General features: G+C 45.9%; 5 protein-coding genes. 4 read left to right on the forward strand and 1 reads right to left on the reverse strand.

The features are described 5' to 3' along the window. Positions 1 to 111: 111 nt before the first annotated feature. A complete protein-coding gene (gene arcA / locus ORJ01_RS07705; protein WP_226752290.1) occupies positions 112 to 819 on the forward strand; it encodes a two-component system response regulator ArcA in 708 nt (235 codons plus the stop codon). On the opposite strand, the gene ORJ01_RS07710 is transcribed toward arcA, so the two are convergent. After that, positions 820 to 3,120: an ATP-binding protein gene (locus tag ORJ01_RS07710; RefSeq protein ID WP_306177559.1), complete on the reverse strand. Its 2,301-nt coding sequence runs from the start codon at positions 3,118 to 3,120 to the stop codon at positions 820 to 822. Positions 3,121 to 3,711: 591 nt separating this feature from the next. Here ORJ01_RS07710 and gltB point away from each other — a divergent pair. From gltB to ORJ01_RS07725, 3 genes are all read left to right on the forward strand, one after another. Then, positions 3,712 to 8,175: a glutamate synthase large subunit gene (gene gltB / locus ORJ01_RS07715; protein ID WP_306177560.1), complete on the forward strand. Its 4,464-nt coding sequence runs from the start codon at positions 3,712 to 3,714 to the stop codon at positions 8,173 to 8,175. A 10-nt stretch (positions 8,176 to 8,185) separates the two neighbouring features. Then, positions 8,186 to 9,598, forward strand: coding sequence for an FAD-dependent oxidoreductase (locus tag ORJ01_RS07720; protein WP_226752287.1), 1,413 nt, complete (start codon positions 8,186 to 8,188; stop codon positions 9,596 to 9,598). Positions 9,599 to 10,141: 543 nt separating this feature from the next. After that, the gene (locus ORJ01_RS07725) at positions 10,142 to 13,114 is read left to right on the forward strand and encodes a TonB-dependent receptor domain-containing protein (RefSeq protein WP_306177561.1); all 2,973 of its coding nucleotides are present in this window, start codon (positions 10,142 to 10,144) and stop codon (positions 13,112 to 13,114) included. Positions 13,115 to 13,159 lie beyond the last annotated feature (45 nt).

Raw genomic sequence — 13,159 nt, forward strand, 5'->3', positions numbered from 1 at the left:
GTTAACATTTGCCGTTTCACGCTATAATTAGCACTAATTTGACAACACAACGTCAAGTTTCCTTCATTTAAAAACTTAACTTTTACACTTCCTATATAAGGTTTAACTCCAATGCAAACACCTGTGATTCTAGTCGTTGAAGATGAAGAAGTTACCCGATTAAATCTGGTAAGTCTGTTCCAGGGAGAAGGTTATGATGTGATCGAAGCCATTAATGGCGATGAGATGCACAAAAAACTGGAGGAAAATCAAGTCAATCTAATCGTGATGGATATTAATCTGCCAGGAAAGAATGGCTTAATTCTGGCGAGGGAGTTACGCCAAAAAGAAAATATCGGCCTGATTTTTTTAACCGGCCGGGATAGCGAAGTTGATCGCATTTTAGGCTTAGAAATTGGCGCGGATGATTATTTAACTAAACCGTTCAATCCGCGTGAATTGACCATCCGTGCTCGTAACCTGCTCGGCCGTACCTCTGCTCAGCCTGTGGTTGAAGAACATAAAAGTGTCTTAAAGTTCAATGGTTGGACATTAGACGAAAACAGCCGCAATCTGACGTCGCCAAGCGGCGTTGCACGTCGGCTACCAAAAGGTGAGTATCGGGCATTACGTCTGATGTTAGACACCCCAGGTAAAATCTTTACTCGCGAGCAGCTGATCCGTCATATGACAGGTCGTGATTTACGGCCAAACGATCGGACTGTCGATGTGACAATCCGCCGTATTCGTAAACATTTCGAATCTGACGTGGATAGCCCAGAGTTAATCAGCACCATCCATGGTGAAGGTTACCGCTTTGTGGGTAAACTCGAAAAGTAATTAGTAACTTTCGATATATTGCTGCAGAGCAGTTAAATGCTGCTCTGTAGTAAAATGTAACTCCAAGATCCTTCGCTCTAAACCTGCTTGCTTTAAACTTGTTTCTTCTAATTGTCGTGCCTGCTCTTGCACCCAACGTAAACCAACCGCTGCCGCAGCGCCTTTAAGCTTATGCGCATTAGCTGCAAGATCTTCTTGATGCTGTTGTACTACCGCCTCTAATAATTTATTGATATAACCCGGTAACAGCTGCGCAAACAACGTCGCGCTGCGTTGCATGCCCTCTTTACCTAATGACTGCAGATAACTTTGTAAGGTCTTATCATCAAGAATGGCATTATCTTGTGTTGCAGTATCATCTTTAGTCTGAGCCTGCTCTAACTGTAAGCGCTTTAACGCACTGGGTGAAAACAGCTCAGCTAATAATAAATCTAATTTATCCGTATTTAGTGGCTTACTTAAAGCACCATCTAAGCGAATGTCGCTAAGTACTTGCTGCGCTTTTCGGACATTAGCACTGAGCATGACAATCGGTAAATTCGCTAAATGCGGCTCGGCTCGAATATGTCTGGCAATCACATCCCCATCCATATCAGGTAATTGCATATCTAGTAACACCAAATCTAAATCATCTTCCGTATCCAGTAAGGCTAAGGCATCCTCGCCTGTTTCAGCGTGGATCACGGTATGACCACGTTGCTCGAGTAAGGCAATGGCAATATCGGCGTTTAGCGGCACATCTTCAATGAGTAAGATGGTGAGCTCAGGACACGCAACCGGCTCAACTTTGGCGGGTGCATCGGCACTAATAATTGGTAAACCAACAATAAAGCAGCTACCCGTGCCTTGTTGGCTTTGCACGCGAATAGTCCCCTGCATCGCCTCAACAAGCACCCGTGATACCGATAAACCGATACCTGAGCCGACAATACTTAAGCGATGACCATCTTGCGATTTATAATACATATCAAAGATACGCTCTTGCTCATGCTGCGCAATCCCAATACCGGTATCACTGACGCTAAGCAATAACGACTCATCAATAATTTGACAGTCTAACTGTACCTGACCTTGACGCGTAAACTTAACGGCGTTGCTCAGTAAATTCCATAACACCTGCCGCAGCCGCGTAGCATCTAACAATAAATAACAATCCTGGTTGCCGCTGGTGGTTAGGCTGAACGCAAGACCCTTTTGCTGACAAATTAACTCAGCAAAATTGGCGATATCTTGTAAAAAGCGCTGCAGATGAACACTTTGATAAATAATATCAAGCTCACGCCGATCAATTTTATCGAGATCGATAATATCGTTAAAAATATTACCCAACGTCTCGGCACTGGTAAAAATAGTATTGGCCCAGCTAAATTGCTCTGTCGACAAATTGCTGCTGAGTAAGCGGCGCGATAAACCGACAATCCCATTTAACGGCGTGCGCAGTTCATGACTTAAGGTGGCAATAAATTGGCCTTTATCTTGATAGGCTTTTTCTAGGGCTTGTTCAGCTAATTTACGCGAGGTGATATCGCGCCCAAACCCTAACAAACCGATATACCGGCCTTGTCGATCATAAAAAGGCAGATGACGCATTTCAAACCAACTGATTGAATTGTCAGCTTGTTTAAATTCGATATCTAGCGTTAATTCGGTTTCAGGTGATGGTAAGCCATACTCAGACAAAATTGCCGCTTGTGGGCTATCAAAAGCATACAGCTTCGTTAAATCTTGCCCAATTAATTCGTGCATTGGCCGCGCCATTATGCTCTCAAACATTTTATTGCAACTGGCTAATAAGCCCTTTTCATCGCGGTAATAAAAAAGATCGGGTGAGCTATCAACAATCGAGCGGATTAATAAGCTTTGCTCAGCTAACTCCTGCTCAGTTTTGCGCCGCTCGCTAATTTCTTTTCTTAACTCTTCAATGGCTCGGCGTTTTGCTTCAAACGCTTTTTTCCGCTCTTCAATTTCAAAGTTAAGCTGGCGTATATTTTCTTGCATCGATTGGTTGAGTTGCCGCTCAGCTTGCGCAGAATCATCAACAAAACGCAAAGCGCCATCGAGTTTCAGCACTAAGTAAAACACCACCATCATCACGGAAGACAATAGCGGTACAACGTAAATTAGTAATAACTGTAATTCGTGCAAGATCACTTCACGATCAAACACCGCGGTATAAGCAACATAACTGAGTAATACCAGCGTCGCTAACAGCACTACTAATAATATGCCTAATGGCCAATGCCCCCAATGCCGCACTCGGCTAGCAAATGCTTTAATTTGAGGGTGAACGGGATTTTGCATATAGAACACATTCCTGCTGTTTTGGGCTACGCGGCCAGCGATAACATCGCTATTAAAGCAAAAGAAATCACCTTAAAAGAAAGGCTGAATAAATTTTACCAGATAAGCAAACTGCCACTAAACTTACTAAGGTTAAGATTGAGCTAGAGTAGCGGTTATTACTTGCTTTGCCAATGCTATGGCCGTGGCGCTCAGCTCGAGGGCTCAGCAGTAAGTAACGCATAATTATTTGACTGTGATTAATAACAAGCAGTTGGATCTGTAAACGTTACTTTGTTGTAGCGGTTAAAAGTCACCAGCTTGGATTACAGCTTTACAAGGTAGCGCATACCTTAAGTGAAAACTGCACAAGCTCAGCATTAATGCCGCATTCAAAGGGTAAATCTCGCTTGCAATTTCACTAAAATATCGGTATACCTGTTAGCCTTTGAAAGTATAGATGGCTAAAAACGCAGATAAAAGCACGCTACAACTAGCTCTTCTTTTAACACTGCCGCACGGTTTTCACCGTAGCATCACAAATAAAAATCAGAATAATAATTCAAAAATAGTAAATATTTATTTTTTTCAGGATAAGTTTGGAGGCGTGTCATGGCGTTATATCAGCATAGTCAGGCAAGAGAGAACTGTGGCTTTGGGCTGATTGCGCACCTAGAGGGTGTCGCCAGTCACCGCATTGTGAGAACAGCTATCAATGGTCTGGATCGCATGCAACATCGCGGCGGTATTTCTGCCGACGGTAAAACCGGCGATGGTTGCGGCCTATTAATGCAAAAACCCGACAGTTTTTTTCGGGCGATAGCAGAAGAAAATCAGTGGAACCTGGCCAAAAAATATGGCGTAGGGATGATCTTTTTAAGCGCAGATCCGGTTAAAGCGGCCTTTGCTAAAGACATTATCAACAAAGAAATTGCCCGTGAAACACTCACTTTAGTGGCATGGCGCACCGTACCTGTTGATGCGAATGTGCTCGGCCCTTTGGCCTTGAGCTCAATGCCAAAAATTGAACAAGTGATCGTTAATGCACCACATGGCTGGGGTGATCACGATTTAGAACGCCGACTTTATATGGTTCGTCGCCGGGTTGAACAACAACTGGTTGAAGATGACGATTTTTATATCCCCAGCTTCTCTTCACTGGTCACGGTGTTTAAAGGCTTGATGATGCCGGCAGACTTGCCAAAGTATTATCTCGACTTAGCCGATATTCGCATGGAAACCGCCATTTGCGTGTTCCACCAACGTTTTTCTACCAATACCATGCCGCGCTGGAAGTTAGCACAGCCTTTCCGTTTCTTAGCGCACAATGGCGAAATAAATACCATCACGGGTAACCGGCAGTGGGCTCGTGCTCGGCAATACAAATTTGCCTCGCCACTATTACCTGACTTATTAGATGCAGCGCCCTTTGTCGGCCAAACAGGCTCAGACTCAAGCTCGCTAGACAATCAGCTTGAGTTGCTTCTAGCCGGCGGTATGGACTTATTCCGTGCGATGCGTTTACTCGTGCCGCCTGCTTGGCAGGGTAATAAGGTGATGGATGATAATCTTAAAGCCTTTTACGAATTTAACTCCATGCATATGGAGCCATGGGATGGCCCAGCGGGTATCGTGTTAACCAATGGCCAGCATGTGGCGTGTAACCTGGATCGAAATGGCCTGCGCCCTGCTCGCTTTGTGATCACGCGCGACAAATTAATTACCTTGGCTTCTGAAGTAGGTATTTGGGACTATACCCCAGACGAAGTGGTGGAAAAAGGTCGAGTTGGCCCAGGCGAAATGCTGGCAATCGACACCATTAATGGCAAGATCTGGCGCTCAGATGAAATCGATTTAGATTTAATGCAACGTCACCCCTATCGCAGTTGGTTAACCGAAAACGTGCAGCGGCTGGTGCCTTATGAGCAGTATGAAACAGACTTAATTGGTAAGCGGGCCTTTACTGACGATGAAATGTTGGTGATGCATAAACTGTTTAACTACAGTTATGAAGAAATCGACCAAGTGATGACGGTGTTAGCTAAAGATGGTCAAGAAGCCGTTGGCTCTATGGGTGATGATACGCCAATGGCCGTGTTATCGCGCAAGCCACGCACCATGTTTGATTACTTCCGCCAGCAGTTTGCACAGGTGACTAACCCACCGATCGATCCGTTACGTGAATCGCATGTGATGTCATTAGCGACCAGTATTGGTCGAGAGCACAATGTGTTCAGAGAAACTGCCGGTTATGCACGGCGCATCCAGTTTGAATCTCCGATACTGATGTATTCAGATTTAAAACAACTGAAACAAGCCGACGATAAATATTATCGCCATCAAATTTTCTCGCTAAATTTTGATCCTGCCAAGCTAAGCTTGCAGCAAGCCGTGACCAATTTGTGCCAAGACATTGTTACCGCGGTGCGTGAGCAGCAAGTGGTTTTGGTGATTCTAACCGATCGCCGGATCAGCCAAGAATTATTGCCCATCCCCGCAGCCATGGCGGTCGGTGCCGTGCAACAAGCTTTGGTGAATGCACAGTTACGTTGTGACTCGAACATCATCATTGAAACTGCCGCAGCCCGTGATTCTCACCACTTCGCGGTATTAATTGGTTTAGGCGCGACGGCCATTTACCCGTTTTTAGCCTACGAAACCGTTGAACAGCTGGTTGAGAAAGGTAATGTGGCGCTAAGTGCACGTCAGGCGGTGTTGAATTACCGTAAAGGGATCAACAAAGGCTTGTACAAAATCATGTCAAAAATGGGGATCTCTACGGTAGCAAGCTACCGTTGTTCAAACCTATTTGAAGCCGTGGGCATTCATGCCGAAGTGGTACAACAATGCTTTGCTGATATTTCTTCACGCATCAGTGGTGCAAGTTTTGCCGACTTCCAGCAAGATGCGCAACAACTGGCAAATATCGCTTGGTTAAAACGCAAACCGATGAATCATGGTGGCTTACTGAAATATGTACACGATGGTGAATACCATGCCTACAACCCCGATGTGGTGCAAACGCTACAAAAAGCTGTGCGCAGTGGCGATTACAAAGAATATCAACAGTACAGTGCCTTAGTTAATCAGCGGCCGATCGCGCATATTCGCGATTTATTTCAACTAAAACCGGTAGCAACTCCGCTGCCATTAGCCGAAGTTGCCGCTGCAGAACACCTATATCCTCGCTTTGATAGTGCTGCAATGTCGATTGGTGCTTTAAGCCCAGAAGCGCATGAAGCCTTAGCGATTGCCATGAACCGTTTAGGCGGTCGTTCTAATTCTGGCGAAGGCGGTGAAGATCCACGGCGTTTCGGTACAGAAAAGAACTCGAAAATTAAGCAAGTCGCGTCCGGTCGTTTTGGTGTCACTCCGCATTACTTAGTCAATGCCGAAGTTATTCAAATCAAGGTTGCGCAAGGTGCTAAGCCGGGTGAAGGTGGTCAGCTGCCGGGCGAAAAAGTCACTGCCGAAATTGCCCGTTTACGTTATTCGGTTCCGGGCGTGACGTTAATTTCGCCCCCACCGCACCATGACATCTACTCGATTGAAGATTTAGCGCAGCTTATTTTCGATTTAAAACAAGTTAATCCACAAGCGCTGATCTCGGTTAAATTGGTATCAGAGCCTGGCATCGGTACTATTGCCACCGGTGTGGCGAAAGCCTATGCCGATTTAATTACTGTTTCTGGCTATGACGGCGGCACGGGCGCTAGCCCACTGACCTCAGTAAAATATGCCGGTAGTCCATGGGAGCTGGGTTTAGCAGAAGTTCATCAAGCGTTAGTGGATAACGGTTTACGGGATCGAGTGCGCTTACAAGTTGATGGCGGCCTAAAAACCGGCTTAGACGTGGTTAAAGCGGCCATCTTAGGCGCTGAAAGCTTCGGTTTTGGTACTGGGCCAATGGTGGCGCTGGGCTGTAAATTCCTGCGCATCTGTCACTTAAACAACTGTGCTACGGGTGTGGCCACTCAAGATGCCACGCTACGCCGTGATCACTTTAATGGCTTACCTGAAATGGTGATGAACTATTTCACATTCTTAGCCCAAGAAGTTCGTGAACTGATGGCGCAGTTAGGGGTAACTGAACTCACTGAGCTGATTGGTCGCACTGATTTACTCGACCATAAAGCGACCGAAACACTAAAACAAAGCCGTTTAGATTTATCACCGATCCTCGAATCTAGTGGTGTGAAATCCGATAAACCGCTGTTTTGTGTACAAAACAATACGCCATTCGATCCGGGTGCGTTAAACCAGTTATTGGTTGAAAAGTGCCAGCAAATGGTCAGCCGTAAAACCGGTGGTCAATTGAACTTACCGATCCGCAATACCGATCGTTCCGTCGGCGCCGCCTTGTCAGGCTTAATTGCTCGCCAGCACGGTAATCAGGGTATGGCAACCGATCCGATCCGCGTTAAGTTTGTTGGTACTGCAGGCCAAAGCTTTGGTGTGTGGAATGCCGGCGGCTTGCATTTATCCTTGCAAGGCGATGCCAACGATTATGTCGGCAAAGGCATGACCGGTGGTCAAATTGCCATCTTCCCAGCAAAAGGCGCCAGCTTTGCTAGAAACGGTTTTACCATTGCCGGTAATACGTGCTTATACGGTGCAACTGGTGGCCGTTTATATGCCGCAGGTCAGGTAGGTGAACGTTTCGCGGTGCGTAATTCGGGTGCCCTGGCAGTAGTCGAAGGGACAGGCGATAACTGCTGTGAATATATGACAGGCGGTGTTGTGGTGGTTCTGGGTTGCACAGGCGTGAACTTTGGCGCAGGTATGACTGGTGGTTTCGCCTATTTGTTAGATGAGCAAGATGATTTAGCGTTACGCTTAAATGCCGAATTGGTTGAAGCCCTCGAGGTCGAAACACCGATCCTGCAAGAACATTTGCGCAGCTTGTTACATCAACATGTTGAAGAAACGGGCAGTGACAAAGCGCAGCGTATTTTAAATGATTTTACGCATTATTTACCGAAGTTTAAGCTGGTTAAACCTAAAACCAGCGATGTAAATACCTTGCTTGGACACCGCGCTCGCTCTTCAGCAGAGCTGCGTGTGCAAGCGATGTAAGGGAGACGTTATGGCTCAGAATGTATACCAATTTATTGACGTAAAACGGATTGATCCGCCAAAACGCTCACTAACAGAAAGAACAATTGAGTTCGTTGAAATTTATCAGCCACTGACCGCCACTCAGGCAGAGGGTCAGGCAGACCGCTGCTTAGATTGCGGTAACCCCTACTGCGAATGGAAGTGCCCCGTGCATAACTATATTCCGCAGTGGTTAAAGCTGGCTAACGAGGGCAAAATTGTTGAAGCGGCAGAATTGGCGCATAAAACCAACAGCTTGCCTGAAGTGTGCGGCCGTGTTTGCCCACAAGACCGTTTATGTGAAGGCGCTTGTACCTTGGATGAAGGTTTTGGTGCGGTAACTATCGGCAGTATTGAAAAATATATTACCGATAAAGCCTTTGCGATGGGCTGGCGCCCCGATTTATCGGCGGTAGTTAAAACCGATAAGAAAGTCGCGGTTATTGGTGCAGGCCCGGCGGGTTTAGCCTGTGCAGATGTGTTAGTTCGTAATGGTGTTAGCCCGGTGGTATTTGACCGTTATCCTGAGATTGGCGGCCTACTGACCTTTGGTATTCCGCCGTTTAAGCTGGAAAAAAGCGTATTACAACTGCGCCGTGAAATTTTCAGCGAAATGGGTATCGAGTTTAGGCTTAATACCACTGTCGGTGTGGATGTCAGCTTCGACAGCTTACTGGATGAATACGATGCGGTTTTCTTAGCCTTAGGCACCTACACCCCCATGAAAGGTGGCTTACTGAATGAAGACGCCGCTGGTGTTTATGAAGCCTTGCCATTTTTGATCGGTAATGTAAATAACCTGATGGGTTGGCAAACCGAGCATCCTTTTGTCAGCTTAAAAGACAAAACAGTGGTGGTATTAGGCGGCGGTGATACGGCGATGGACTGTGTTCGCACCTCGATTCGTCAAGGCGCACATAAAGTCAGTTGTGCTTATCGTCGTGATGAAGCCAATATGCCTGGGTCGCGTAAAGAAGTGCAAAATGCTCGTGAAGAGGGTGTAGAGTTCTTATTTAACTTACAACCTTTGGGTATCGAGTTAAACGACGCGGGCCAAGTGTGTGGTGTTAAAGTGATCAGCACACAATTAGGTGAGCCAGATGCCAAAGGGCGTCGCAGTGCCGAGCCGGTGCCAGGTTCAGAACAGATACTCCCCGCCGATGCGGTGGTAATCGCTTTTGGTTTTCAACCAAGCCCACCAAAATGGTTAGTTGATATGGGTATCGCCTTGGATAACAAAGGCCGTGTCGTCGCCAGTGAGCAAAGCCCTTATGCCTTACAAACCAACCAGCAAAAAGTGTTTGCCGGTGGTGATATGGTATTAGGCTCTGATCTGGTCGTTACGGCTATTGCCCAAGGTCGTAAAGCGGCAGAAGGTATTTTGGATTACTTAGAAGTATAATCAAAAACTATTGTAAAACTCTGTTTTAATTCAAAATTTAGCCCGCCTTGCGGGCTGAATTTTCTTTAAACTAGCTAATTAACTCATGCCCTTTTTTTAGCGGCAACGGCAAAACCAATTTCAAGAAAAAACAATTTGCTGCTTGACAGTTTTCAGCAGGCGCAGTATTTCTATTAGTGCAATAAACGATAAGTTTAATAAACTGAACTTGTTTTCTGGTTTATTGAAAAGCGTACAATTTACTAACCCTATTTTAAGTAGCGATATGTTAAAAAAAGCCATCCAGCTCGGTTCATATCACTACTCGTCCTACTACCTCTCGGAGTGGTTTAACGAGTAGAAATGTAACAGGTTACATTTTGCCAGACGTTTTACGTTTGCCTTGTAATGTCGCCTGCCTTTCTCCTTGTTGCCAGTTAGCAACACCTAACAAATAACTCTAAAAGCAATATGAAGCTATCAGCTGCATTGATGTGTCATGCCTCTAACAGGTTGACCTTTTGTCGATGTCAGTGCAGCTGAATATCCCAGAGGTATAAAATTATGACACATTACACAACACTCTCTCTGGCTGTAGCAGCCGCCCTAGTTTTAAATTTTCAAACACATGCACAGCAAATTACTGAACAAAACAGCACTACCGAAACAGAACCAGAGCGAATTGCCGTTACCGGCTCGCGGATTAAAGGTGTAGATTTAGAAGGTGCTCAGCCACTTGTAGTATTATCAGCCGAAGATATTAAAAATTCGGGCGCTAGCTCACTTTACGAGTTGTTAAAAGATCTAGGCCAGTTACGAGGTGGTAGCGGTACCTTCTCCACATCAGAAAGTGGTGCAACCTCTACCGCAACGCCAGCAGGTCAATCAGCTGCTTCACTGCGTGGTTTAGGTCCAGCCTCAACCCTAACTTTAATTAACGGTCGCCGGGTTGCCGCGTCATCTTTTGCCGCTGGAACCCAGAACTTTGTTGATATTAACAGCATTCCGTTAGCGGCCATTGAACGAGTAGAAATTCTTGCTACCGGCGCTTCGGCCATCTACGGTGCCGATGCCGTAGCCGGTGTTATCAACTATATTCTGAAAAAAGACTATGAAAAAGCCGAGGTCAATTTATCTTACGGCAATAGCACAGCTTCCAGTGATGAAGGCACCACTAACCTTAATCTTATTTGGGGCCAACAATTAGCAGGTGGAAACCTAACGCTATTTGCTGATTTTTATGATCGCAATACATTCCGTGCTACTGACCGCAGTTTTAGCCGCGATCCCCTATTAAAAAGTAACTATTCTTATCTGCCCAAAGGCACCCCAAATATCTATTATTTCTCAACGGTAAGTGGCAATGAAATTGCGACCCCAGACTGCGCCACGCCATTGGTGACTACCGAATTTGGTGAGCAAATTTGTTCTTACTATCCCAATGAAGACGATGTTTTGCGTAGCCCAATTGAAAGTGCTGCTGCTGGCTTAATGTTTAACAAAGCGCTCTCCCAAAATCTAAACTGGCAGACAGATTTATTCTACACCCGCACTAAATCCAGCGCCGTTTCTAGCCCAGCTCCCATCAATCAGTTAAATGATGCCGAAGGCGCCTGGGTGCCAGAAAATGCCCTGGATATTTTTCCTGGCACCACACGCGACAATAACTTTATCTATTTTGGCGACGATGAAATCTATCTGGACCCATTTTTCTCACCCACCGGTCGCCGTTTATTCGGTTTTCAGTTTGATGCCCGTTTTAATACTCCAAGAACGGTGGAAAATACAACTGAGGCGCTGCGTTTAGTTTCTGGTTTATCGGGTACTTATCGTGACTGGGATTGGGAAAGTGCGATACTCCTTTCGCGCTCTAAATCAACACAAGAAGCGCTAGCCGGTATTTATAATCGCTACAAATACCATGCGGCTATTGCTGGTGAGCTTTGCTCTGATGGCAGTATTGCCAGTAGGGATGGCAACAGCTTAAGCTGCAATAGCGGTGCTAACCTGGCCGGTAGCTATAATCCATTTTTGCAAAATGATGCCGCCAATGAAGCACGATTGGCGCTGGCGCAAGAAGTGCCAACCCGTGATGGCTTAAGTACGTTATACGGTTGGGATGCACGTGTTAGCGGCGATCTGTTTGAGTTTAATGATCAATTAGTACGTGCTGCCTTTGGTGCTGAACTACGCCGCGAAAAAATTACCGATGAGCCTTCTTTAAATGCACAAGCGCGTTTCGAAAATGACTATCTAGTTGATGTCTTTGGTTTTGGTTCCAGTTTATCCACAGCCAGCCGTAACCAGGCAGCAATATTTGGTGAAATTTATCTGCCGTTAAATGAGCAAGTAGAAATGCTAGCTGCGGGCCGTTACGATCACTACAACGATTTTGGCGGTACTTTTAATCCGAAAATTGGCTTTACCTACCGCCCAACCGATGAACTGGTAATGCGCGCGTCCTGGGCAAGCTCTTTCCGAGCGCCATCGTTAACTCAAGCAGGGGTAAAACTGCGTACCACTACCGCCCGATATGATTGTTCAGCCAATGAGCTGGTAAACCAATTCTACTGTGGTGGTCTAGGCGGTACAGGTACAGTCAACGTGTTAGAGTTAGGCAATCCTGATCTAGAGGCGGAAACCTCTGAATCGTTAAGCCTTGGTTTTGGTTATAGCCCAACACGTAACACTACTCTTACCGTCGACTATTGGCAGTTTGATCATAAAAAGCTGGTTGACACCGATTTAACTGCAGCAATGTCTCGCAGTATTAATGACGTTACGCAACGTCACTGTGGTTTAGTCCCTGATGGTCAAACCGGTATTTCGTTAAATCCTAACTTAGCTGTAGGCCGTGATCGTTTTAATATTTGCCAGGTTCTCGATGGCCAGGGCCGCAATCTGACGAATGCCAACGCTAATATGCAAGAGATCCTAAGCAACTGGGTAAACAGCACCCCTGCCCGTGTTACCAGCCTACCGTTACAACGTGACCATGTCATTTTACTGGATAACGTAGGTCGCCAGCAGGTTAAAGGTATTGATACCCGCTTAAGCCACACCTTTGAATTTAATACCGGCAAACTTGGTTTAGATTTAGATTGGACGCACTATCTGTCTTTTGAACGTAATAAAGCAGGCTCCGATGAAATCGAGTCTCTGGTAGGTACTTACCGCTATCCACGTAATATTGCTAATTTTCGTGTATCTTGGCGTGCCGATAACTTTAGCTCAGGCTTAAGCGCCAATTACACAGCTTCATATGCTGATGACATTAGCCGCTTACGTTTGCGTAATCTGGACGAAATGGCAGAGCTTGGTGCCTTAGATGAAAATGGTGAGCGTGATGTGTCGTCATGGACAACCTTACGTGGTTATCTGGGTTACGATTTTGAAAACGCCACGGTCACCTTCAGTGTTGATAATTTGTTAGACCGCGATCCACCAAAGGTTTATGGTGCAAGCCGTGGGGTCGATACGATTAATCACAATGCCCTGGGAAGAAATTATCGCTTATCCTTTAGTTACTTCTTCTAAGAATGCTGGCTGCCGGCTAACACCGGCAGCCAACTGCACAGGTTA

It is taken from the genome of Alishewanella sp. SMS8 (assembly GCF_030737935.1).
Classification (GTDB): domain Bacteria; phylum Pseudomonadota; class Gammaproteobacteria; order Enterobacterales; family Alteromonadaceae; genus Alishewanella; species Alishewanella maricola.

What these genes read in the sequence shown, in the direction of transcription:
- ORJ01_RS07710 (WP_306177559.1), bottom strand. Translation starts at nt 3,120, where the DNA reads ATGCAAAATCCCGTTCACCCTCAAATTAAAGCATTTGCTAGCCGAGTG.
- gltB (WP_306177560.1), top strand. Translation starts at nt 3,712, where the DNA reads ATGGCGTTATATCAGCATAGTCAGGCAAGAGAGAACTGTGGCTTTGGG.
- ORJ01_RS07720 (WP_226752287.1), top strand. Translation starts at nt 8,186, where the DNA reads ATGGCTCAGAATGTATACCAATTTATTGACGTAAAACGGATTGATCCG.
- ORJ01_RS07725 (WP_306177561.1), top strand. Translation starts at nt 10,142, where the DNA reads ATGACACATTACACAACACTCTCTCTGGCTGTAGCAGCCGCCCTAGTT.
- arcA (WP_226752290.1), top strand. Translation starts at nt 112, where the DNA reads ATGCAAACACCTGTGATTCTAGTCGTTGAAGATGAAGAAGTTACCCGA.